Raw genomic sequence first — 24,747 nt, 5'->3', positions numbered from 1 at the left:
TGGGGATTGGGGATTGGGGATTGGGGATTGGGGACTGGGGATTGGGGATTGGGGATTGGGCATTGGGTGAAGAGGACAAGGAGCAAGAGTTATTCATAGTTGTTTCCCCTAGTCCCCTAGTCCCCTAGTCCCCTAGTCCCCAGTCCCCAGTCCCTGATTTAGTAATGATTTCCGACTTTGCGGTGATGAACGGCGGTCAGGGCGTTGACGTTGGCGACTCTGCCGGTTTGGACGGTGCTGTAGATAACCCAATGGTCGCCACAATCCATGCGGCTGGTGATTTCACATTCCATATAAGCTAAGGCTTCGACGAGAATAGGTGAACCATTGGTGGCTGGATAAGTCTTTACTCCTGCAAAACGATCTGCACCAGGGGCAAAACGCTTGAGGAAATGTTTCATTAATCCTTGATAGTTATCTTCTGCGAGGACGTTTAAAACGAAGCGATCACCTACGTGCATTAAAGATTCAATTGCTCGTTCTTTAGAAACGGCAATGGCGATTCCTAAAGGATTCAAGCTTGCTTGTGTTAACCAAGAAGCAAACATGGCACTTTGAATTTCACCTTTTTTGGCGGTGATGATATATAGCCCGGTGCTAATTCTTCCGAGGGCTTTTTCTAAGTCTGTGTTGATGGATTTGATTTGTTTGATGGTGCGATCGCGGGTTAACCATTGCCCTATATCTGTACCCGCTTCTTCACACAATTGTTCTGTTATTTGTGTCGGAGCCTCTTTAATCAAAATTGGGGGAAACGCTTCAACTAATCCTAATTCTTGAAACTTATTGCGTAAAGGATAAACAGGTTCATCTTCTGTACCACCAGATTCTAATAAACCTATTGCCTGCTTCTGATGCACAGCGACCAAAATAGTACTTAAAGCAGCTTGAGCCGTCGCTGAAGACTGGGGTGGCATGGCAATTACTATACCAGAAGCTTGAGCTACTAATTCTCTAACTTCTTGTGGTTCAGCACTATTGAGGTCTATCAATTCTACCGCTACACCTGTTTTAGTACATCCATGCCCCAATGTATAAGCTAAATGTTCACTATAGCCGTAATCTCCTGCATAAAACAAAGCAACTAACGTCTCTGTCTTAGCTTGTTCTAAACTCCAGGTTTGATACTTTCCTAACCATTCGGAAATATGATGCTGTAATAGAGGCCCGTGTCCTGTAGCTACCGTATTTATTTCTAAGTTTTCAATGCGTTTTAAAGCTGCTAAGACAGACCGTGCATTTGGCCCCATGAGACAGTCATAGTAATATTGAAAATCTTCTTCGATGGCGTAGAAGTTTTCATCATAGGTATGATCATCGCAATAGTGCATTCCAAACACGTCACAGGTGTAGAGAATACCTGTTTTGCGATCGTAGGTCAAAATCGTGTCAGGCCAGTGTAAATTAGGTGCAGATATAAATTCTAATTCGTGCCCATTACCTAAATCTAAACGCTCTCCACTTTTCACCAGCAACGATTTAAATGGCTGATGCACCATATTCTCTAGAAACTGAATCGCCACCTTAGCACCAACAACAGTGATTGAAGGAGCTAGCAGCAAAATATCCTTAACTAAACCACTATGGTCTGGTTCCGTGTGGCTAATAATTAAATAGTCTATTTTATGCGGATCAACTAATCCTGCCGCTATTTCAAGATATAATTCCTCAAATTTGCGATGTGAGGTGTCAACTAAAGCAATTTTTTCACCTTGAATTAAGAAAGAATTATATGTCGTTCCGTTCCGTAAACCAAATTCAATATCAAACCGCTCTCTATCCCAATCGAGACAGCGAATAGCAGTTGTTTCAGGAGCAATTTCTACCGTTTGCACGGTCAAACGTCCTACATTAATGGCTTGAGCATGTTCTGTAAGCGTTACCATTGATTTTTACCTAAAAAATTATTATTGGATAGACATTAAGTATTGTTATTCCTATATTGGACTGAAAATCTTAATTGGTAAAATGCCAATTTCTAAAGTTGTTGATTAGTAATATTTATCTTTTTTTTATATTGAATTAGCATTGAAATCAATCAATACTAATCATTAGTTTTGATACTGCATTATAAATATATAAGTAGACCAATCAAAATAAATACTTGAAACAAACTAGACAGGGGGCAGGAGCCTCATGCAATAGTTATTTAACACGTAGACTGCACCCTTAGCATTTGCTGTTGCTGTCGAAAGCAAATACTCGCACACCAGGACTGTTGTTGAAACTGTTGTCTATCTTTTTTGGGAAAGCGATCGCATCGCGCCATAACCAAAAGAGTAAAAATCCCCGCGCTCAAGACGGGGAAATATGGCTTACTCTAAGCAGTAAATTAATACAAACGTACTATAAGTATTGCTCAAGGCAAGCGGTCGCCCTGGTCAAGTAGAGGATGGGGAGACAAGGGGAGAAAACTATAAATACATCTTGCCCTTTCCAGTTACCCTTGCCCTCTTCTGGCCAACTAAGACACTTTTGGTTGCTGCCATAGGATGAGGTTGAATTTAGAACAATAGCAAGTCCCATTACTAATTTCTGGTTCGTGTTCAGCTATCCAGTCATAAATTTTTGCCGCTTTTACTAATGCCACTTGTTCTGAACGATAAAGCTGAGGGGTAGGACAGAAGGCTTGACCATTGATATGTATAGCTGCAATCTGCCAATAGTCGCTGTCTTCACCCTCTGGTAAAACTTCTAAAAATCCGCTATTGTAAGGCTCGATTATTCCTATGTTCATCTACAACCATCGAACTTTAAACGAAAGCCACAACATTAGATGCCAGCTATTCAAGTGAGGACAAGCTGGTATCACGAGGGAATACCATAGCAACCCCCACTAATGATTTTGTGTTCGTACTCAATGGAAATCTGAATTATTGGTCACTTTTTGGCTAATTGTCGCAGTATGGTCAAATACCTTCACTAGTTCAAGAGATAACTTTTAGCAGAAGTTCGTTAAGCACGTACAATAATGGTCGGTTGTTACACACACCAGTCTGATTGTTATTAGCCAGAATGTAGTGTAGTGGTGCAATGTATTGCACTGTTACAAAAGCTAAATACAGAGGTAAACTATGTTTCCTTTTTGGGCTAATCCCTGTTATGGAAGCGAACCCATTTCGCACAAAGCTAGCTTAGAGCGGAAATTAAAATTCTTGATTTGGATGCGAGATGATTTAGAGTCCAAACTGGCTGGCATTAATGCTTCTATTGATACCATTCGGCAGCAAATAGAACGCTCAAACTCAGCTGCTTCTTAGTTCTTGCAGACATTTGTACTGAAGCCGAGTGTAATTCCTTTGTGACTAGGCACTGTAAATGGGCTGCAACAAAGCCGTGTTGTAGGTCTTTGTACAGCGCTCTGTCACAAAGGGACATACACTGGGGTGTTGAGAATATCTAAAGTTGTCGCAAAAGCGCTGTGAGGATAAAGTTGTAAAAATCTGTGTGGATGGCAGCTGCGGTTTTACCAGAGATCGGTGTACTAAGTTGTATGCTGTTTTACCCCTTACAGTTAAGTTGATGTTTTAAAGTGGGAAATAGTTTGATAAAATCCGCTTGTTAGTAAAGCAATGAAAGTGTTAGGGTTAGTTCTGCCTGCCTTGTTTATGTTGACCACGCCTGCGCTCGCAGTTGAGTTCAAAGGGCAGAATATCGATGGAGAAAAGCTGCCTGCAAAAGCTTACTATTATGCCACTGGTGGGGTCTATAACGTTCAAGTACGCTTTCACAACAGACGAGCAACGCTCTACTTTGCTGATGGAAACCAAACAACCATCCAATTGAACCAACAGGTTATAACTGACTCAAAAAATATTGAAGGTTTTGGAAAATTAGGGCAATTGCCAATAAATAGAATATTCAGTGTTGGGTTGGTATATAACAATGATTCGATGGGCAATAGTAGTCAATTGCAACAGTCAAATCCGCTTGAAGGTTTCTGGAGAATTAGTTTAGACTAAAGGCTCACTCAAGTGAGAACCGTTATATATTCGCCCAATACTTTTAAAACATCCTCTAAGGAGGGTTGGGGGGATCTTGCGGAATCGAATACCACTCACTAACTGAACCGTATTGTATTATAGAGTGCGACCGAAAGGGCAATCGCCCCTATTATTAGAGGAAAACATAGCGATCGCAATATCATAGACAATTGCTACAAGAGAGCTTGGTCATGTCATAACCAAGCTCTTAGCTATCTCATATGATATCCGGCAAATCACCCTGAATATGTCATTGCGAGTGGAACGAAGTGAAACGACGCAATCGCAAAGTTTTTGGGATTGCTTCCCTTCGATCGCAATGACGGTTATTTAAACGGACATGATATCAATCAATCATTGAAGGTAAAGTAGTTTCACACTATGCAGCAGGTTGCTCTAGATTAACTTTATTCCTCTTGAAAGGCTTTGTAACAAAAGAGGCGTTTTCAGGTACAATGCCTCACATATAGCATCTGTCCTAACGGGAGCGTGATGATGTCACAGGTTGTTGGCGATTGTTGAGTATTATTAGGTGATGGTTGTAATTGCCCGACCTAAATTGATTTGCAGCTTATCTAAAGACTGTTGACTTTGAATAATACCAATCAACTGCTCAGAACCATTACCATCAAAACGGTCAGCATCAAAAAATATGCCTAGACCAGAAACACCATTAGGTAGTTTGACATCTTCTAGCTTATATTCTATGGCTCCTTTAAGCTGAATCACATCTTTACCTGGCTCAAAGTCAGCAATCAAGGCATAGCTTGGTGGGGGTTCATTAGGAGGTGGTGCAATGATGAATCGAATCTGACTATCATCATAATAAACTTTAAAAGGATCTCCGAGAACGAAGGTATCTCTGCCCGCACCGCCAATCAGTGTATCCCGCTCTAACTGACCTGGTTGGTCATCCAAAGGATTTATACCAATGAGGATATCATCACCCTTACCACCATCTAAAATGTCATTGCCATTTCCGGCAATTAGTAAGTCTTTGCCGCCAAAGCCGTTGAGGTAATTGTCATTTGGAGTTCCAAATAGGAAATTATCTCCCTCATTGCCATTGATAATTGTCATGTCAATTTATCCTGGTTGAATATCAAATTTCGCAGATGCTTAACAGCTAATCATTTATATTTTTCCTAATCAAAAGCTGATAGAGTAAGCTTTTTAAATTAGATTACTTGGTTGAGTTATGATGTTATCCTCCAATAATCGGTAGATTCAGACTTACATATAGCAATAGTCTTGCACTTATGATAATAGGTAAAGTCATCTCAATTCATTTCATTTCAATAATTTAAAATATTTATTAATTCAGTTATTAAATAAATTTTGTATTTTGATTAAAATTGCTTAAATGCCTAACTGTAAAAAGGATTTGTTGCATGGGTTTAACTGCTCATATACACCCAATTTCCAATGCCACAGAAGAACTAAGCTGTCGCTAAGAAATTCACTCAGGTAAAGAACTTGTGTAAAGCTATAGGCATAGGAGTGAAATATTCTGATCCGTGTTAGTTCTTACCCATTTAGGTACAAATATGCCTTCAATTACTTACAATCGCACCGACAGCCAGCAGCCGCAAAATGTCATTATTAAAGGTTATGTTATCCGTCCAGGATTACATATTCTCAGCCATGAGCAGATCAAGTTAGTCCGCGAACAAATACAGCACAATTCTCAGCTTGAATATTTTGTCAGTCAAGGTGTCATTAAGTTGAGTGGCTAATCAGCTCTTGGGGCAAGTTGATTGTATCTGCATCTGATAACTATCAAGCTGATTGCATTTTTACTTTTGAGGATACTGGCGCTGCTCCCACAGATGCAATTACCCATTTGTGGGTAAACTATCACATCCAGATCAGAATGGCACGAAGAGCGCGCGTTATTTGCTAAGGCAAGCGGGGGGTGCCTTGGTGCAGGTGGAGACAAAGAAATAAGTGTATTTTAGAGTGTCGCAGTAGTAACAGATACTAATAATTTTTCTTTACTCCCCCAGCCTCAAGAGCTTCCCCTGCTCAAGAACAGCTTATCTTCGTGACATTCAGAATTCCTCTTTTCTCCCCCAGCCTCAAGAGCTTCAACTGCCCTCCTTTTTGGTCATGCTCCTATTAGCTTGCCAAAGGAAAAGTAGCTGCCAATGTCCAACCAAAGAACATCGCACTGCCAATTGCATAGCTAAAAGGTTCATTGAGTAAGCCAGCAGCAAATGAGAAAATTACCATCATGACGGGGAATAATGGTAGCAAAAGTGAAATAAAACTGAGTTGAGGCAATAGGTAAAGTACCAAAATAAAACCTCCAACTAATACCGTGCTTTGTCCGAACCACCACACAATTCGTTTTCCTAGCCCAAGGCTTTGTTGTGCCACTCCCGATGCTAAAAACCAAGGAAAACAAGCTAGCGCCAACAGGGGAAATAACTTTAGACGTAGTGGAATTAACCACCACTCCAACCACACCACCTGTGCCATTGCTCCAAAAGCAACCCATAACACCACAAACAGCGCTATACCAATCCAAACGGCTCGTAGTTTGGGAATTGCCAACCGTGACATGATTACTAGCCAAGCTAAACCTGCTATACCAAACCAAATACTCACCGCCCCGCCTACCAGCACTCCACCCAAGCTAGCAATATCAGCGATGCGATTTACCAATATCAGCGCGCCACTGGCCACAAACGGAGTTAGGAATAAACCTGCCCAGCTTCTTAACTGCCCTATCTTGCGTGCGGTCGAAGAAACAGCCAAAACCGGAGCAATTGCACCAAGTACAGCCAACCACCCCAACAAGTGCAAACCATACCAAATCATGCGGCGGTCAACATAGTCGCTTTGACGCTGCACCCCAAAAGTAGCATCAAGCCAATTTCTAGCAACTTGGTGGCTCTGATTGCGAAACAAAATTGTAATGTGTTCGGCATTGGAGATAATAACGAGATCCCGCCCCTTGCCATCAGCTAAATTCTGATTTTCTCCACCTGCTTGTTGTAGTAACCGTTGTGCATTTGCAATAAACCTACCTTCCCAACTGCCTGCTTGCAATTGCAGGTTTCGAGGTGCATTTGTTGTCACTAATGCACCTGTAGGCGATACTGCCACAGTCGCAGCATAGCGATTAACATCACCAATAGCAGCCGTCATGACTGCACCACTCCCCATTGAGTGACCTAAAGTAGCTAAACGCGATGTGTCTACCTCTGGTTGTGCCACCAGTGCTGCATAAGCAATATCCAGATTTTTTTGTAGCGAATTTGTCTTTAAAGGCTTGCCATTAGATGCATGACTATCAAAATCCCATAGCATCACCGCGTAACCTGCATGGGCCAAGACATGTGCATAGCCAAGCATCAACTGCTTAGAACCTGCATAACCATGCGCTACTAGAACACTAGGTAATTTTAATGCATTTTCTGGCACTACGTACAATAGTGGTACTCCCTCTCGCTCCAGTTGGCGCACTACTAAGCCAGCCTGCGCCGACACCACACCCCACCAAGAAAGGGCAATCAGCAACAGTGCAAAAACTAGCACCAGCAAACGCTTCTTACTCATTAAAGTTCAAAGATAGTTGATTATTGGATCATGTCTAATTCTGCACTTAGCAAGCTAGATATATATCTTTGCAGCTAAAAACCATATGACCTGTACTTAATTTGAAAGACCAAGATGTAGCATACTATGTATTTACATTTAGCAATCATCTAACAATTGATAGAAATATTTGGCTCTAATGAGATTTGGATCTTGAGTGATTTTTAAATGCTACCGTCACTCAGCCTCAAGCTCGTTAGCGATCGCTAGACGCTTAAGAGCAAAAAAAAACCCCGGCGAAACTAACCGAGGTAATTAGGAGAAGTCCACATGGCAATGAGCGTAATATGAAGATAAAACTATTAAAAGTTGAGAAGTGGTATTTTTGATTTATTATTCAACATTCAAAACAAATAATGTAGATATTGCAGCGTAACCAGCAAAAAAGATAACGGCAGCAAGCATATAAATCCCCTCTTCTAACCAGATTAATAATTAACAATTGATACTTTAAATATATGGCCAGTGCTAAATGCAAACATCTACTTAAAAGACTATTTTATGAAGTAAGCCTTGGTTAAAAATGCTGAAAAATAGCTAGAGCGAATTATATCTAGAGAATTACATTAAATGGCATTAACGCCACTAGTTTAAGCAATGCCTCTAGAAGACCGATTCATTAATCGAGGAACAAAATGAGCAAGCACTATTAATCGAAGGATTGTCGATTAGTTCCTTCAATGCTTCAGTACCTCCAGCCTTCAATGCACCAATTACTCGTGCTTTCAAAGTTGGGTTATTCTTATATAAACGAAGCGGGCGATCGCCCCCTGAAGTGCAAGTGGAAGCTTAGGTATTCAAAGGACTGAGATTGCTGGGTTTGTTCACTCAATCTAGTCTAAGAGGTGGCTTAATTGCACTAAAAGGAGAGTGACGATGCAAAAAGTAGCTGTGTTTGGCAATGCTGGAGGCGGTAAATCAACTCTCAGCAAGAGATTATCCCAAATCACTGGTTTGCCACTTCACGTCTTGGACAAGATTAAATATCAATCAGGGGGCACAGAGGTTCCCCATGAAGAATATAAGCGTGCCCATCAGCAAATTTTAGTTACTGACCGATGGATTATTGACGGGTTTGGTTGCATGGAAACCCTCTGGCTACGACTGAACGAGGCTGATACTCTGGTTTATATCGATCTACCGCTATATGTGCATGGATGGTGGGTAACTAAACGATTCATTACAGGTTACTTTAAACCGCCAGAAGGCTGGCCCCAAAACAGTCCAATATTGAGGAGTTCGCTTAGTAGCTACCGCGTGCTTTGGTTATGTCACAAATATTTGACTCCAAAATATCGTGAGTATATCGAGCAGGCTCAAAGCATCAAAAGTGTTTATCACATTCGCTCAACTAAACAGATTTCGCAATTTATTGAATTAATTGAAAATCAAACTAACTTTAAAGATGATGCATCAGCCTAAAGTTCCCAATCACCCGCAAGAGACAACAAAAGAACGCTCAGGATATAATCTTTCGACGGTTGGCGATTGGGATTGTTATATCAAGTCCGGCTAATTAGTTATAATTCCCGAATCTATGCAGATGAGCAACAAAAACCCTTCTTTTGTGCCCCTCTGCCCAACGGCAGTTGCTCCTGGGGGTTTCCCGGCTTGAAGCAAGTTGCGTGGAAACCACCAAGTCCGGACTGCCGACGCTCCTACGTCGCTACCGCTACGCTAACACCGCACTGCCTCCTCTGCTAGTTTAGCTATTGATTTGATGACCTCAAAGCTAATTTTTATTTTTGAGTTTTGGCTTTTCAATCCCTGTCGCTGAACTTATTCCTATTTGGTTATTATTTTTCTCAACGACTTTGGGCTTAATTGTTACCTTAATAGGTTCATTCCCAGACTTTTGTCGTCTACTTGCTAACTTACTTTTAAGCACTTGGGCCTTGTCTTTCTTGCCTGCCTTCAAATACTTTGGCGGCTCATCTTGTGGTAGTGCTAGCAACGAATCGAAACCAAAAACGTCTCTACCGGGAATAAACCTTGCTTTAATACTTACAAATTTCGCTTTTCCTTGTTCTTCTTTCGATATTTTAGGATTAAACCTAAAGGGATTTACAGGTGCATCTGTCCATATCAAAGGGATATGAGAAGCTTTCATAAAATTAACCTTATTAGCTAGTTCAGCCTGCTTAATGTACTCCAAACGTTCATTGCTGAAGTTTTTCATTACCGTAATGCACGGAGTACGGCAAACTGGGATGAATTGCCATAAGCCGGATAGTTTAAATTCCAAGTTGTTTAATTGCTTAGAGATTGAATTCTCTACATTTTCTTTCTCAAATGCAACCAATTGGAAGGCTATATTATGTTGCTGCTCTTTGCCTGGATAGTGCGTAATTTTGGGGTAAACAATCAATTTCTGTCTACTAATTCCTGTAGATTCTATTTGCTTTCTTAAACCATTAAAAGATGCTGATTTGCTCCATGATGAGCCATTGGGGAATAGGTTGTACTGGTACTGCCCAATGGTGATGTTTGCAATATATTTATTTCTCTGTTCTTCAAATATGAAGGTAACGTCACCTGTGATAACGCCAACGGCTTGAAATATCCCTGTGGGTGTTTCCTGCTCCCTTTGTGTTTCTGTTTGTTCAGTATTCATTTTGATAAAATCCTTAATAATTTAGTTTAAAACCTTTTGCAGCGCTGGCTTTGCTTGCATCAGTTTAAATTGGAGTATTGCATTTTTGGCTATCAACCCAATAATAAAACCTGAATAAATTGGTCAACAGGTGTTTTGCTCATCACCTAACTCTCCTTTTAATTGCTTTGCTAGAGTTGATTGATGGAGACTCTATGCAACCGAATTAACCATCTATGGATTCTCGCATTCAATTTGAGATTATGTTTTAGACAGTAAGGAAATAGCTCGCACTAAGGCTGAGGTTGGTAGAGCCTTGAATGATCGCAATGAGTTCAGGATTAGTTTCATTCACGAATAAGGCTGTACCTGCAACTAAACCAGTTGGCACTGCTCCCAAGCTATAGCTAGATTTGGAGCCGGATAATTCAAGCATGTCTTCTAAAATATTGAAATCAGCAATTACAGCATAGTCACCCAGTCCGGAAGTACTAGTATTAGTATCGCTGTAGAAGAGACCAGAAGTAGTACCTAGCGCAAAGCGATCGCTGCCAGTGCCTCCAGTCAAGCGGTCAACTTCACCAACACCTGTTGTTGCTGCATCTGCTCCTGTGAGCATGTCGCTACCTTCATCTCCAAACAAGCGATCGCTGCCAGTGCCTCCGAAGGCAGAATCATTCCCACGCCCACCATAGAGAAGATCGTTACCGTTATCTCCAAACAGAAAATCATTAGCATCGCCACCTGTAATGTAGTCGTTTCCAGCATCACCACCGATGGTATCATTAGCTGCACCACCCGCCTGGGTATCATTGTTGGCAGTACCTGAGAGATTAAGAGCAACAATAGCCTTATTGTTTTTAGTGCTGGCATCGTTGTACCCAGTAAACCCAGCATTGACTACTGTGTTCAAGTTCAACAGAGCGCCATTGGACTGGGTAAAGCTATTGCCTTGAAGTAATTCTGTATAGAGGATATGGGCATAACTATGATTGCCAGCAAAATTCCACTGTCCAGGCTGGAATAAGTCATTCCAGTTGGCAAAGACATCTAAGCTAGCCAAGCGAGCATCATAACCGAGAGCTTTGCTAGTATGTAAAGATACAACGCGAGTAGCATCACTTGGATCTAAACGAGCGCTTGCGGCTTTGCCTTCAAACTCAGGCCCTGCTGGATCTAGTCCTACTATTTGAGCAATAGAAAGCCCAGTAACTTCACGGTAGGCAGAGCCTGCCGTACCAGCAATGTGCGCTCCTAAACTATGTCCAAGCAGGTTAGTGTAAGTCGGATCTACACCATTATTTATTAAGTAGGTAGCCAACTGATTACCAACATCGCGTGTTCGGGCGGCGGCAGTAGGATACCACAACGAACTAGCCCCTGACTCCCAATCTACGAGAATGATATTAGCATTAGACTCACGCTGTCGAATGGTTTGGGCTATGTTTCCCATCCAGTCAGCAGCTTTGTAGTTATTACCTGCATTGCCACCAGTGCTTTGATAGCCATGAATAACAACATAAGTCGGTGCCTCAGAAATAATACGCCCAGAACGATTGATAGAACCGTTACCCCAAACATTAAAGTTGACTTGAACCATCTGAAAAATCCTATAATTCTTTCGTTGATTTTTAACCTTGGTTTCGGTCAGGATTAATTTAGATGCGACCGTCCTGGGGAGGTCGCAAGGTCGAGAGGTTGCTTAATTTATATAGTAAACTGTTGAAGAAATTGTTACACCCAAGTAGTTATATCAATAAAGAAATGTATGCAAGTAGCTAAAATAATTGAGACTTATGATCGCGGAGCAGTAGATTATGAGTCGATTATGCGGCGTTACTGGGATATTAATCGCCAGCCGTTGATTGCTTCTTTGCAGCTTAAATTAGGACAAACTGTGCTTGATGCTGCCGTAGGAACAGGCCTTAATCTTTCAGCCTACCCTGAAGGGGTAAAAGTTGTAGGCGTTGATCTATCGCATAAAATGCTCGATGAAGCCCGTAAAAAGCGTGTATCCGCAGATATCATCTTCAAACAAATGGATATTCAAAACCTTGGTTTTCCTGAAAATAGCTTTGATGCCGCAGCATCAGGCTATACCCTTTGTGTTGTTGCTGATCCCGTCGGTGCTCTTGAAGAGATTTTACGCGTGACTAAACCTGGTGCATTAATTGCTATTCTTGATTACTGCAAATCACGAGACCCGGAGATTGAGAAGTGGCAGGAGCTAATATCTGATGCAGCTTTAGAATTAGGCTTCCCAACTGGCAAGATTAAGTGGAATGCGTTGATGGATTACGACGAATTAATCTACAATAGTCGGCTTCCAATTGAGGTGCTTCTGGACGAGCGCATAGAAAGCCCAAACCCATTTTTATGTGGTTGTCAATTACTGTTGAAAAACTCGAAAGCATAACTTCACAATCACCCTCAAAGATCTAACTGTTAAATCTCTTTTTACCAGCCCAGCACCTATTTTTGCAACACATCACAAATACAGGCTTCATTACTTGAGTTAGGGTAGTAGCCTTTTATAAGGAATTAAACCTGCAAATGTATAAGTCACCTGCTCTGCTAACGGCTTATTCCTATTCATCAGCCAGATTAATAACTTATTTATAAATGAAAATTTTCTCAAAGACTTTATCTGTAAACCAGCATCGAGGTCTGGCTCAAAGTAGAGCTGATAAAGACGCTGCCAATTTTCAGATGCTAATTCTGGACTAGTACTCATATTAATCGCTTGCGTCACGTATAAGCCGCTGAGAATAGCATTTGCGATCCCTTCACCAGTCAAAGGATCTGTCAGATTTGCAGCATCACCAATTTTGAAAACCTTGCCATAGCTGACTGTGTTAGCTCGTTTTGCGGTGGCTAAGGGATAAGCTTTAGGTTTTTGCTGACTAACTACTAGGCTTAAGAGTTGTTTTGTAGCCTGATTACGCTGCACAAATTCATTGAAAAGCCGAATAATGTTTGTGTTGTTCTTTTGATATTCATCTAGCCACACTCCCACACCAACATTGAGCTTGACTAATTCTGAGTCTACCGCTACGGGAAATATCCAACCATATCCATTAACGCCAAGAGCTTTATCAAAGTAAATTTGAGCTTTTGAGAGATAGGTTTTTGGAAAATCTGCCACTCTTATATTCCAGTAAGCTCTAATTGCGATCGCATTGGCTTCTCCTGCATAAACACCGCGTGCATCAATTATGTAATCAAAATCACTATGAAGTTCTTGGTGATAGCGTTCAATGTCGGTAATCCTCTGCGTTCGAGCTACACACCCTGCATTGATTGCTTTTTGATAAAGAAGATTGTCGAATACAAATCTAGGTATGCAATAGCCTTTAAGCTGAGTGGGACACATATGGCTAATCTCGTTTGAAACTCCAAGCACAAACCCATCGATTTGAGCGTACTCAGAGGCTAAACGTTTGATGTCCTGTGGATATATCCCCATTGTGGATAATGCTTGAACTGATTCAAGGCTGACTCCATCTCCACAAATTTTATCTCTAGGAAAGCAGTCCTTATCTATAAGCATGACTTGATGCCCACTTTTAGCCAAGTGATAACCTGCGGAACATCCTGCTGGCCCTGCCCCAAGGACTACAATTTTAGACATTATCAAATTATCCTTATCTAACTAGAATTTGTTTTTATTCATGAACATTTCTTAAAAAGGATACCAACCATTTTACAGACTCATGAATTGCTTTCTTATTTTTTAGACAAGTAAGAGATAACAGACTTATATTGAGCTTTCAGATGATGAATATGCTTGCTTATCTCTAGCTAATGCCTAGTTAGTTATATCTTTTAGTATATAAGACTACTTATGCTAAGATTTTTCGAGACCGAATCCGAGCCATAATCATCACATTCCAGAGAAAAAAGAGTGATGAACCGCCACATAAACGCAGAATTTGCTTTGCAGTTTTTTTGACATTTTTCTGTTCATTGACTTTTTCATCAGCCAGATAAACACCTAATAAAGCTCGATTAATCATTCGATGAAAGTGCTTATGTGGTAAACGAGAAACAGCTTGATCAGCCTGTTTAAGAAAATAAGCAAACCGTTCGCTTATTTCTTGTTCATTATTATAGTAAGCACAGAAATTTAAATCTCCACCTATGCGGTCTTCTTCTTGATCGATAAAATAGTCAAGTAGGATATGAAGCCCTTGAACCCAAGGAAAGTAGCTGTTTTTAACTTTTGTAGCTAATTCTTCAGAGCAATCTGGATCGCTTGCACAGGCCACAAGGCAAAAAATTCCTAATGTTGAGCCAGTAGAAGCTGAAAATTCATACCACTTCATTTGAGGAATTTGGTTACGATGTCTTTCAAACCATGCTTTTAATCGAGGAACTCGCTCCTTGACTTGGACGTGTTTATGAACTTGTAAATCACAATAATAATCAGCCAGATGATATAAACTAGGGGCAATTATTTGATAGGATGGTAGCTGCCTTAATACATTTTGACAAGTTTTTACTAGTTCCATCAAATAGCCGCCATCGTCTTGCTCTTGACGAAATTGGTAGTAATTAATGCATTTAGCACTAGGTGTCAAAGCATCTAAACAAGCTTGATGCAGAGTACGGAAATCTTTCGGATCTAAGGAAGTACTGCGATCGCATAGGTTATCTAAATAATCACTAATTGTTTGATAAGCAACAATAAAGCAGATTACTTGCTCAATTTCTTGAGCAAGTAATCCATAGATAGAACCACCTTCGCAATGAAATGTTTTACTTTTTATACTTAATAAAGCCTGTTTACGTAATTCAGGATTAGGAATTTTTTCAGCTTTTTTCTTCCAGAATTCTAAATGTTTACGAACTTGTGGAAGAACATCACAATACATTCTCAGTATCAGCATCCCAGAACTATATGGAACTTGCACTAAGGAAGCTTTTTGGAGAGAATCTTTGATATTTTTATTAGGATTATGATACTTATTTCTGAGCATCATTATTATTTATTTATATTTATTTTTAACTGCTCTTTTAGATTAAATTTGAAAAAAATAAATATCATCTATCCTTTGAAACAGGTCGGATTAAAATGCTATCTATAGGGCTAATAGCTGACGTTACTGGTGTTGAAGCTCCAGAATTGTCTGAGCAGGAGCTATTCGTGAGAATTTAAGATTACACACCAATTGTCAATAAGCAATAGGACTCAAAATATTATTAAAAATGAGGAGGGATTGAACGGCTGTTTCTACCGTTTGTGGCACTGCAACAGTTAGCGGAAGTTTATTTTGCTCAAGATTAATACAACTGTGATGCAAATAGCTTTAGATGTTTTTGCTACTCAAATCAATTCCCGTAAAGACAAGTTAATTATCTGCTTGTAGACCAAGCGGGTTGGTATACAACTCGTCAACAATGGGAAGTAGTGTCGCTACAGGGGTCAATCTACTGCCAAAGTATTAAGGAAATTTGGCGAAATCATTTAGGAGGCTCAATCTATAGCACATAGCTACTTGTGAGGAGCCGCTATTCCCTGATCACTAACCCCCACTTTACTAAAGGTGGGGGTTGTTAAATTTACGCCTTGGTTACTAGAGCGAAGTCCCAAGTGTAAAGTCCTATTTTTTCCGGCACTTTTGAGAATCTCCCTGTCCGATAACCCCGCGATAATTCCTTAAGCACCTTGTCTTTTATCTGTTTAAATTGCTGAGGATCAAGTTCTCCATATAGTCCGTTGATCACTTCGGCAATACTGAAAACTTTTCCCGGATTTTGTTGTAATAAAGAGGTAATCGCATCAATCAACAATTTACCCTCAAATGCTTTGACCATTGGGATGATTTCAGTTTTGCTAACTGCGGAATAATTCTGATTTTTGTGTTTGCCTTGCCCAAATGAATCATGAGTACGAGTTGCGTTTAGTAAACTTAAATTCAGAGTATAACAGCCAGGTTTGCCAGGAACAATTGACCATTTATTGCTTTGTTTGCCATGAGTGAGTGACGATTGAACTCTTCCTTTAACTACTTTCAAAATATCAGGCTTTAACTCCCCATAAAGCGATCGCACGATAAAATCTATATGACATACAGTTCCAATATGTTTTTGCAATAGCTTTTTGATGGCTTCGGTGCGATTTAGAGTTTGATACTCGTTTAGCATCGGAATCTCCGGCCACTGGAGCAAGTTCTCTGGAGTTTCTGATGGTGGCTCTATAACACCAGATGTTGTTGACGATGTTGTTGACGCTGGTGGCTCGTCGCTGTCTTGAGATGCAGAAAATGAATTATCTATCTCTAAATCGTTTATTTCGGGAAGTTCAGAGTCGATAGACTCTACTAAGTCGACTTCCTTAAAGGACAAGTTTTCCTCGTCAGCAACGGTTAGTCTCTCACCAATCACCTCATCTGTTGACAGGTTGCTATTGGCATTTGAGTTAGAAGACCAGTTAGATAGTAATGCTTCTACATGATTAAGATTTGCTCTTGCTTGCCTATGTAAGTTTTCATACTTTTCTACCAGGCGAGCATAGTATTCTCGTAATTCCAACAGTGGAGAAAGGAAGGTTTGAGGAGGAGAATTTAATTGCAAGTGAGTATTCCTAAAATTTCAAATTAACTTAAGTCGCTAGCACTTTTAAGTAGCGTCGCATGTGTATTGTCGATGCTGGCGAGATTTAACCTCATCCAATATCTCTAGTTGCTAGATAATACATATACCAAATTATTTGAGTTGATGTTTAAATTCCCAACTCAAAATTTGATAGCTGATAACTGTTTTAACTTATCTCAAGTGGGTTGGTGCTTTCTTAGCTTGTCGTTAGACATCGTTTGTAACGCTGTTGCTTGTCAGTCCAGTACAAGCTATTGCGCTTGGTCACCGAGCAATCCGATTTGATTCCTGAACCGCTCATAGAGACAGGGGACGGAGAACGATTAACAGGGAAATAGGAATAAAGATGTACTCAGTTTTTTCCTCGGTGGTAGTGAAAACTTCTTTGGTGGTTGTGGCGGACGACTTCACCGCTAATAAATGGTGTGGGCTACTTGCCTAAGAGGATGTCTGAGAAGTATTAAATATTTCGTTTGATCCCCCCTAGCCCCCCTTGGAAAGGGGGGAAATATATCAAAGTCCCCCTTGGAAAGGGGGATTTAGGGGGATCAATAAGTGTTTAAAATCACAGCCAACTACTTTTCAAACAACCTCTTCTAGACAGAACCTATGTTGGTTGATTAAGTAGTCTAGCGAAGTAATTTAACGTTGCTGGATGAGATGTAATTAATTCTTGTGTTGTTAATTCTCTTTCAGATAAATCAATGGTGAAATTTTGATGTATTTCTAAATTTTCTTGCCAAGTCAATTCTTCAATTCCCAGTAATTTGGCTAAAGCATTAGTTGTTGCTGGATAATTAAACAGTAATTCTCTAACTTTTAACTCATTTTCGCTGAGTGTTGGTGCAGCCTCAACTGAGTTGACCTGTTCTTTAATCTCAGGTTGCGGCTTTGACCATGAAGGAACCCAGTTATTAAAACTAGCCAAATTATTTGGAAAACTACTGGCCGCTTCTTTAATTAATCCTTGCAAAATTTGGGCGTGGGGACGCAGTTTGAGAATTAGGCTTGGCAACCAAGGTAATAAAATTTTGTCGGGAACTGTAGCGAATAATTTGCTTAAAAGTTCGACAACAAATTTACTAATTCGTGGTGCAAATGTGAGAGATAAAATAAAACCATTTAAGTATTCGGGGAAAGATGTAATTAACATTTCATTGCTAATCACCCCATCAAAAAATTCGCGGATTTCTTCTAGTTTTCGCAGTGTTAGCAACCATTCTGTTGTCCACAATAAACCAATTTTGGCGGGGTCGTCTAAACTTTGGCTTGATTGTTTGGCTCCGATTAATAGTTGACTGCGGTTGCAACCTAGAGATAATGCCAAACTTTCCAGTGTAAAAATAAAATTCAACATCCCAGCAATTTGTTCGGGAGTTGTTCCCCTATCAGCGAAGGCTTGGGGTAGTAATGTCGCGTAATGCCCGTAACCTGTAGTAACAAAACGTTCTATCCATTCAGGTAAGCCTGTGAGTGTGGTGCGGTAATAATGTACTAACCGACGGACGCGCTCAAATACTTGTGGTGCATCACTTACACCAGTTTCCTGTTTGAGGAGAGAAATTGCGTGTTCTCCGAGTTCTTGCGTTAGTCGGAGACTGCGAGCGTATAAAATGCTATCTTCTGTAGCTTTGAGAACGTCGCTGGTTTGTGCTTGGGGAGAAAACGCCAACTGCTTGAGACGCTGTTCTATAACTTGCTCGATACTCACACCTTCGTAACCGAGCATAATAATATCGCGCTGGTATTTACCGATGCGAATTTCCCAAGATTCTTGAATTGGTTTTGAGCCGAGGCTGCGATCGCCCATAATTGGTTTAACAATGCGATCGCTTAACAAATAATGCAATCGCCACAGCACATCCGAACAGGGTAAAAGTTCCGGTTGCTGTTTAAAATCCATTAAGGCGCGTTGGTTGGTTTGTGCAAGTAAATTAACTCCCAGTGGTTGCAGCCTATCGTAAACATCTTGGGCTAAGGGAGGTAAAGAAGCATAACCAACCGTACCAATGCGATCGCCTCCGAGTAAAATTTGGCAAAGTTGGTAAATATTGCGTTTTTTCGGAGTACGGTCTTTTTCGAGACAAGTTATTGCTGCATCTTGGAAGTCGTAGGGTGTGGGGTACATCCGGTTTCGCATCCCAGCTAGCAGCATTGAGGTTTGGTAGATAGCTATCGAGTCGGCGGTACTAGCTAAATAGGCATTTTTCCGCGCTAATCCTACAATATCAGCACACCACTGCAACAATTGTTCTGTGTCTGCGGCGGCTAATTCTGGGGGACGAGTTAAAAAGCTTGTAAGGGTGGAGTTTGTTGCTTTGGCTGCAACTGGATTTTGCTGCTTTTTACTAGCTTTCTCTTCTTTATTTAAAGAAAATCCCTTCAACCCCGTAACCTTGAGATTCTTTTTCCAAGTTGCTTCCGCTAGCGATACCGTACCCGCCGGGTGATGGAATTGGTATTCGATAGCAGCAAAACTAGAAGGAATCAAGCCGTATAACCATTTGGTTTGAGTGCGTTCCGGTATTTCCCAAAGATTATTATTAGTAACGCTGTATTCTGGCACATCGCTAGCTGAATGAGCTGCACCGCAGATATAAATAGCTTCCGACGGTGCAATATTATTCGCCGCCATATGTTTTTTCATGCAAGTCCACATATAGCGTTCGCGCTGGCGGTCGATTTCGATATCGTGGTCACGGGTTCCTAAACGACGCATCAAGCTACCGATGAGGAACATCACCTGGCGGTAGGTTTCGTAATCTGCACCAATGATTGCCGTTTCCACATACTCATCCCACCATTCCGAAAAGTGCCGGGTATTGGAGTTTCGCAGCAAAAAAGTTAAAAATTGGTCAAAAGTAGGAACGAGGCTACCTACTTCCACACCAACCGCCGAACCGTGCATTTTGGCTTCATCGCTGACGGGTTCCTCCGATTCCACAACTTTAGTATCAGGAGGTTCCCACTGGAAGACAAAATCAACCGCCCGGTCTACAAATACTAACTCAGTTTCCGGGTTTTGCAGCGCAAATGCGATCGCTTGATATTCTGCCGAAGCCTCGGTAATCGGCGCAACCACGCTCAACGGCATGATTTTCGGCGAAAAAGTTTCAGATTCGGCAGCGAAAGCTTGCAAAGCTACAGGTAATTTACAATCGCGCAAATTCTCAACTGTATTTTGCAAGTCTTCGCACAGTTCCAAATAAATCACCTTCGGCGGTTTTCCGCGTAACCGTCGCACCATCTGCAAAGCGGAGGATGGCGAATGATGACACACTGGGAAAATTTCTAGCGGTTCGCTGCTGGCCTTTTCTACATCTGCTATCAAAGCCGTCAGCATTTCGCTTAAATGTTGAGCATCGGTAGCAAATTTTTCCGCCGCGTTGAGGAGTTGATCTTGGAGGGCGTGGAATGCGGTTGGTAGGTTAACCATATATTAATTTGTAATACTTCGGCTTCGCTCAGTACAAGTTCGTAATTCGTAATTAGAAACCCGGATATGGTGGGCAATGCCCACCCTACTCCTGATCATCTTCAAGATTGAGAGTCAAAATTATTGACTAAATCTTGCTAATAATTCTTCACGAGATAATTGCAAACACAAAGGCGTAAACTCTTCTGGAGATAACTGTAATAAACTCTCAACAACTCTCATCAATTCTTCGTCTACAGAACCAAACCTGTATTTCAACAAGTTTTCCACAACTTGACGACGCTCTTGCTGCAATCCTTGCTGTAATCCTTGCTGTAATCCTTGTTGTACTCCTTCTTGCACAGCCTGCGCTCTGGCTTCTTCGTAAGCTTGGGTTAAATTCATCATTAACTCCCGATCATCTTCAGTTAATTCTTGCTGAGTCATAACATTGATTCGCCATTTATAAACTATTTCTAAAACATTACGACGCACTAAGTTCTCTGGTGGTAGCGCCACTAATTCTTGCACTGCTTGCTGCTGAACAGTTCCCCTGCCTAGAAGCCTAAACCACAGTGTCTCTTCGGTCACAGGTAACTCGTTAATGGCGATGATTGCTGTTCGCAAACTATCAGATAGAAAATACACCCCAGATAGCCAATTTTTTAACTTTAGTTTAGCGTCAAAACTTGAGAGCAGTCCTGGAGAAACTGAGGGCGATAAAATCCATAACCGTGCTAGATTATCCTCAGCTAAAGTTGCATTTTCTCGCTTGGCTTGGCGTTGAGAATCTGCGATAACTGTTAATAGCTTCAAAAGGCAATTTCGTACTTCTGTCTTGCTGGGTTGATTGCGAAACGGTTCAAGTAAAGCTGTATTCAGCACAGCTATTCTTCCTAGTAATCCCAAGCTTTGTGCTTGTGCTGAAGATGTCGGTGCTGGTGAAAACAACACATCAACTTGTCTAGCCTCATCAATCACTTCCTTATTAACTTCTACCTTCCCCAAGGGTGATAGTAGCTCTTCTAAAAACTGCTTGGCGAACTGATCATGAGGTTTGCGGGTCATATTTGCTGAATTGACTTTAAAGTGATTGACAAAGTATTTGAGAGCTTACGTCGGAGACGTTGCCGTTCGACAAAGTCGTTCCCGAAGGGTAGGCATCGCCTGTTTGTTTTGGATTTCTCATAATATAAATACAGAGTCAGCATCGGAGGCTTTATGTCACTGACAGTTGAAGATTTAGAAAAAATGCAGCAACAGTATCCCGAATATCGCATGGAACTAGTTAAGGGTAATATTATTGTCATGAGTCCATCAGGATACGAATCAGATGAGGTTGCTGCTGAGATGGTGTCCCAATTACGTAACTGGGTTAAACCGCGTAAGCTAGGAAGAATAACAGCTTCTAGCGCTGGTTTTAGATTGCCAAACTCAGATTTGCGCGCACCAGATGCTTCATTTGTCTTAGCCGAACGCTTGCGTCGCAGTCCCAAATCTTTTGCTCAATTGGCTCCTGATTTAACTGTTGAGGTCAAGTCTCCCAGCGATAATTTAGAGGATATCAGAGCTAAGATTCAAGAATTTCTGAGTTTGGGAACTAAAGTCGGAATTTTGCTTAATCCTGATGAGCAAATTGTGGAAGTTTACAATTTGGGAAAAGAGGTAATAGTACTTCACAATGGCGATGTAATAACGGTTCCCGAACTGCTTCCAGGTTGGGAAGTACCAGTTTCAGATTTATGGCCTGTAGAGTTTGATTGACATCAGGATAGCTGTTAACTGATAACCGCTAAAATAATCCCATCGCTTGTTTCCCACCTTCGAGAAAGGCTTCCCATTCACCTTTTTGTTCTTTACTACGCTTTTCCACAACTGCGTGCCAAAACTGATTCATCACCGAAATATCTTCTGGTTGACGGCGTACTAAAGTACCCACCAATGACTTTGCTAACGCACCAGCTTCTAAATTAGTCGCGCCAAAATAGCGACTGTGTAAAATCGCATCTTCTAAAACACCGATTTGTTCTGCTGTGGAAAGCGCCGACTCTAAACGCTGGTCGTCGGAACTAGCAGCCGCACTGGTTTCGCGCAAATCGGCAAAGGTTTGCAATAATACATCCAACAATGTTGGCGGAACATCCACCTCAAAGCCGTGACGGTTCATTAACTCCTTGGTGCGGAAGAGGATAATTTCTTTTTCTTGCTTTTTATTCGTCACCACAGGCATATGTACAAAATTAAACCGCCGCTTTAAGGCTGAAGAAAGTTCATTTACACCCCTATCTCTACTGTTGGCTGTAGCAATTACATTAAACCCCGGTTGAGCAAAAGCCACATTATCATCTCTGAGTTCGGGAATCGAAATATACTTTTCACTCAGTATTGATATCAGTGCATCTTGAACATCAGAAGTACAGCGTGTCAACTCCTCAAACCTGCCCATTGCGCCGCTGTGCATTGCTGTCATAATTGGTGAGGGAATCAAAGAATCGCGGGATTGACCAGCAGCAATCACCATCGCCACGTTCCAAGAATACTTGATTTGGTCTTCTGTAGTTCCCGCAGTTCCTTGGACTACATAGGTTGAATTACCAGAAATCGCCGCCGCCAATAATTCTGCTAACCAGCTTTTACCTGTACCTGGGTCACCAATCAACAATAAACCCCGGTCAGAAGCTAAAGTGACAATAGCACGTTCGGCGATCGCACTATCTCCGTACCATTTCTGTTCAATTTGCCTGTCTAATTTTTGCGATGGCGTACTTCCCAACACAAAAGTGCGTACCATTTGCGGCGATAGTCGCCAAGAAAATGGTTTTGCACCTTTATCAATTGAAGCTAAATATTCCAACTCCTCTGCATACTTCAATTCCGCTGGTTGGCGCAACATCACAGTATTATCTTTCTTATCGCTACTTGCACCATTTGTAGTATTACTTTTAGCCCTTGCCATTTTTTTTCTCCTAATTATTCTTTGTAAAATCTCTCTTTAACTCTCTTTCTTCGTGACCTTCGTGCCCTTTGCGGTTCGTTTTTCTATATCTCTCTTGCTAACCAGAAAATCTTTTTTTAACGAACCACGAAGTACGCAAAGAACACGAAGAAAAGAGAAATAGATATTTTCAACTCACAATCACCTTCTTTAACTCTTGAATTAACTTCTTCGGACTACCAGTTAAAATCGGCATACCCAACTCCTTCAACTTGTCGCGGAACCATTGATTAACACTGAAATATCCCGAACTCGTCACTGCACCTACAGGAATAAAATGTAATCCCGACTCTTTCAGCGATTTAATATAGTCAAATAAAACTTGGTCGCTACCGCCTTCGTAAAAGTCAGAAATCAACACCATCGCTGTATTCTTTGGTTCTAAAATCTTTTGTGCGGCTTCTTTTAACGCCAGGTAAATATGTGTTCCTCCACCTAAGTTAGTCCGCAATAACACTTCAAACGGGTCATGTACCCAAGGTGTTAAATCAATTACTTGAGTATCAAACGCCAACAAATGCACATCAACATTAGGAAGTCCGGCAAAAATTGAAGCGAGGATAGTACACTGTACCATCGCATCCACCATTGAACCTGACTGGTCAACAACTACAATCATGCGAGTTGGTGTTTTCTTCTTGGCTGTGTGGTGGTAGTACAGTCTATCGACAAATAATCTTTGTTCTTCTGGGTTCCAATTCGTTAAATTCTTCCAAATTGTCCGCTTTAAATCTAAGTTGCGAAATATTCGCTTTGGCGGTACTGAATAATCAATTTTGCCTGCTACAGCCTGCGCTACCTGTAACCGCAACACTTGGGCTAGTTCGTCGACATACTCCTGAATCAACCGTTTGGCATTTTTCAGCGCATTTCCTGACAAATTCGCTTTTTCGCGTAAAAGTTGTTCCACCAAAGCCATTGATGGCGTCAGTTGACTAGCTAACCTGTCATCTTTGAGAACTTCGTGCAAAGCCATGCGATGAATTAATTCACCTTCTAAGGCTTTGAGGGTGGCGCGGAGTTGTTCTTCGGTGACGGTGAAACCACCACCGCTACCAGTACCCGCACCCATACCGCCACCAGTACCAGCACCTTGATTTTGATTACCGGGATTTTTGCCGATACTCGGCCCGTTTCCGCGCAAACTTCCTGGTTGACATCCCAAGGCTTTTTCTAAAAATCCGACATCTTTGAGCCACTGCGCGTATTGTTGGGCGGTGACAACTCCCGTTTGGGTGTTGGGGCCGAAAGAATTGAGAAGTAATTTAGAGAAAACGAGGGCGCGGCGTAGGGTAGCGGTTTCTGCTTCTGTGGCTGCGTCGTCTTGGGGAATAATGGGATTATTAAAATCTGGTTCTAATTCTGGGTAACGGTGGAGTAAGTTTTCAATGCTGATATTAGGGTCGAGAATTAATTGTGGTAAATTCAATTCACCAACAACTTCAGTCGCCATGTTTTCAAAATTTGCACCCTGTTCGCTGAAGCCAAACATGGTGGTTAGCAAGCGCCAGTATACAACTTGACGGCGTTGGGAAATTTGCTCTGTATCCATATATTTGCC

20 protein-coding genes are annotated in these 24,747 nt (G+C 41.3%); 7 read left to right on the top strand and 13 right to left on the bottom strand.

The window, feature by feature from the left end:
* Window positions 1–158: 158 nt before the first annotated feature.
* Both AC5JL8_RS26595 and AC5JL8_RS26590 read right to left on the bottom strand, forming a co-directional pair.
* Complete coding sequence (locus tag AC5JL8_RS26595) at window positions 159–1,886, bottom strand: diflavin flavoprotein (RefSeq protein WP_495882685.1); 1,728 nt, start codon at window positions 1,884–1,886, stop codon at window positions 159–161.
* A gap of 578 nt (window positions 1,887–2,464) precedes the next feature.
* Window positions 2,465–2,737, bottom strand: a complete 273-nt coding sequence (locus AC5JL8_RS26590; protein WP_495882684.1) for a hypothetical protein — start codon at window positions 2,735–2,737, stop codon at window positions 2,465–2,467.
* Between the two features lie 337 nt (window positions 2,738–3,074).
* Between AC5JL8_RS26590 and AC5JL8_RS26585 the strand changes: the two genes are divergently transcribed.
* Both AC5JL8_RS26585 and AC5JL8_RS26580 read left to right on the top strand, forming a co-directional pair.
* The gene (locus AC5JL8_RS26585) at window positions 3,075–3,260 is read left to right on the top strand and encodes a hypothetical protein (protein ID WP_495882683.1); all 186 of its coding nucleotides are present in this window, start codon (window positions 3,075–3,077) and stop codon (window positions 3,258–3,260) included.
* A gap of 312 nt (window positions 3,261–3,572) precedes the next feature.
* Window positions 3,573–3,962, top strand: a complete 390-nt coding sequence (locus tag AC5JL8_RS26580) for a hypothetical protein (protein WP_495882682.1) — start codon at window positions 3,573–3,575, stop codon at window positions 3,960–3,962.
* A gap of 549 nt (window positions 3,963–4,511) precedes the next feature.
* Here AC5JL8_RS26580 and AC5JL8_RS26575 read toward each other — a convergent pair.
* Entirely contained in the window at window positions 4,512–5,063 is a 552-nt protein-coding gene (locus AC5JL8_RS26575; protein ID WP_495882681.1) for a calcium-binding protein, read from the bottom strand.
* A gap of 467 nt (window positions 5,064–5,530) precedes the next feature.
* Here AC5JL8_RS26575 and AC5JL8_RS26570 point away from each other — a divergent pair, with 467 nt between their 5' ends.
* The gene (locus AC5JL8_RS26570) at window positions 5,531–5,719 is read left to right on the top strand and encodes a hypothetical protein (protein WP_495882680.1); all 189 of its coding nucleotides are present in this window, start codon (window positions 5,531–5,533) and stop codon (window positions 5,717–5,719) included.
* Window positions 5,720–6,101: 382 nt separating this feature from the next.
* Here the strand turns inward: AC5JL8_RS26570 and AC5JL8_RS26565 are convergent, their stop codons facing one another.
* Window positions 6,102–7,547, bottom strand: coding sequence for an alpha/beta hydrolase (locus AC5JL8_RS26565; RefSeq protein ID WP_495882679.1), 1,446 nt, complete (start codon window positions 7,545–7,547; stop codon window positions 6,102–6,104).
* A 700-nt stretch (window positions 7,548–8,247) separates the two neighbouring features.
* On the opposite strand from AC5JL8_RS26565, the gene AC5JL8_RS26560 reads away from it, so the two are divergent.
* Window positions 8,248–8,379 (top strand): hypothetical protein, encoded by a 132-nt coding sequence (locus AC5JL8_RS26560; RefSeq protein WP_495882678.1) that lies wholly within the window; start codon window positions 8,248–8,250, stop codon window positions 8,377–8,379.
* An 83-nt stretch (window positions 8,380–8,462) separates the two neighbouring features.
* Window positions 8,463–9,008 carry a P-loop NTPase family protein gene (locus AC5JL8_RS26555; RefSeq protein ID WP_495882677.1) on the top strand — a complete coding sequence of 182 codons (546 nt, stop codon included), beginning with the start codon at window positions 8,463–8,465 and terminating at the stop codon, window positions 9,006–9,008.
* A gap of 310 nt (window positions 9,009–9,318) precedes the next feature.
* On the opposite strand, the gene AC5JL8_RS26550 is transcribed toward AC5JL8_RS26555, so the two are convergent.
* Window positions 9,319–10,200 carry a hypothetical protein gene (locus AC5JL8_RS26550; protein WP_495882676.1) on the bottom strand — a complete coding sequence of 294 codons (882 nt, stop codon included), beginning with the start codon at window positions 10,198–10,200 and terminating at the stop codon, window positions 9,319–9,321.
* A gap of 247 nt (window positions 10,201–10,447) precedes the next feature.
* On the bottom strand, window positions 10,448–11,779 hold the full coding sequence (locus AC5JL8_RS26545) for an alpha/beta hydrolase family protein (protein WP_495882675.1): 1,332 nt from the start codon (window positions 11,777–11,779) through the stop codon (window positions 10,448–10,450).
* Between the two features lie 168 nt (window positions 11,780–11,947).
* Here AC5JL8_RS26545 and AC5JL8_RS26540 point away from each other — a divergent pair, with 168 nt between their 5' ends.
* Entirely contained in the window at window positions 11,948–12,595 is a 648-nt protein-coding gene (locus AC5JL8_RS26540; protein WP_495882674.1) for a class I SAM-dependent methyltransferase, read from the top strand.
* 99 nt (window positions 12,596–12,694) lie between these two features.
* On the opposite strand, the gene AC5JL8_RS26535 is transcribed toward AC5JL8_RS26540, so the two are convergent.
* The 5 genes from AC5JL8_RS26535 to AC5JL8_RS26515 all read right to left on the bottom strand — a co-directional run bounded on the left by AC5JL8_RS26535 (window position 12,695) and on the right by AC5JL8_RS26515 (window position 21,259).
* Window positions 12,695–13,810, bottom strand: coding sequence for an FAD-dependent oxidoreductase (locus tag AC5JL8_RS26535; RefSeq protein ID WP_495882673.1), 1,116 nt, complete (start codon window positions 13,808–13,810; stop codon window positions 12,695–12,697).
* Window positions 13,811–14,021: 211 nt separating this feature from the next.
* On the bottom strand, window positions 14,022–15,161 hold the full coding sequence (locus AC5JL8_RS26530) for a tetraprenyl-beta-curcumene synthase family protein (RefSeq protein ID WP_495882672.1): 1,140 nt from the start codon (window positions 15,159–15,161) through the stop codon (window positions 14,022–14,024).
* Between the two features lie 580 nt (window positions 15,162–15,741).
* A complete protein-coding gene (locus AC5JL8_RS26525) occupies window positions 15,742–16,755 on the bottom strand; it encodes a hypothetical protein (protein ID WP_495882671.1) in 1,014 nt (337 codons plus the stop codon).
* Between the two features lie 628 nt (window positions 16,756–17,383).
* Window positions 17,384–20,212: a DUF5682 family protein gene (locus AC5JL8_RS26520; protein ID WP_495882670.1), complete on the bottom strand. Its 2,829-nt coding sequence runs from the start codon at window positions 20,210–20,212 to the stop codon at window positions 17,384–17,386.
* A 120-nt stretch (window positions 20,213–20,332) separates the two neighbouring features.
* Window positions 20,333–21,259, bottom strand: a complete 927-nt coding sequence (locus AC5JL8_RS26515) for a hypothetical protein (protein WP_495882669.1) — start codon at window positions 21,257–21,259, stop codon at window positions 20,333–20,335.
* Window positions 21,260–21,412: 153 nt separating this feature from the next.
* Between AC5JL8_RS26515 and AC5JL8_RS26510 the strand changes: the two genes are divergently transcribed.
* Window positions 21,413–21,955 (top strand): Uma2 family endonuclease, encoded by a 543-nt coding sequence (locus AC5JL8_RS26510; RefSeq protein ID WP_495882668.1) that lies wholly within the window; start codon window positions 21,413–21,415, stop codon window positions 21,953–21,955.
* A 28-nt stretch (window positions 21,956–21,983) separates the two neighbouring features.
* Here the strand turns inward: AC5JL8_RS26510 and AC5JL8_RS26505 are convergent, their stop codons facing one another.
* Together AC5JL8_RS26505 and AC5JL8_RS26500 are read right to left on the bottom strand one after the other, a co-directional pair.
* Entirely contained in the window at window positions 21,984–23,147 is a 1,164-nt protein-coding gene (locus tag AC5JL8_RS26505; RefSeq protein ID WP_495882667.1) for an ATP-binding protein, read from the bottom strand.
* A gap of 169 nt (window positions 23,148–23,316) precedes the next feature.
* On the bottom strand, window positions 23,317–24,738 hold the full coding sequence (locus tag AC5JL8_RS26500) for a vWA domain-containing protein (protein ID WP_495882666.1): 1,422 nt from the start codon (window positions 24,736–24,738) through the stop codon (window positions 23,317–23,319).
* Window positions 24,739–24,747 lie beyond the last annotated feature (9 nt).

It is taken from the genome of Mojavia sp., from assembly GCF_059505145.1.
Note: the sequence above shows the minus strand (reverse complement) of the source record. Positions and strands in the feature narration are given on the sequence as shown.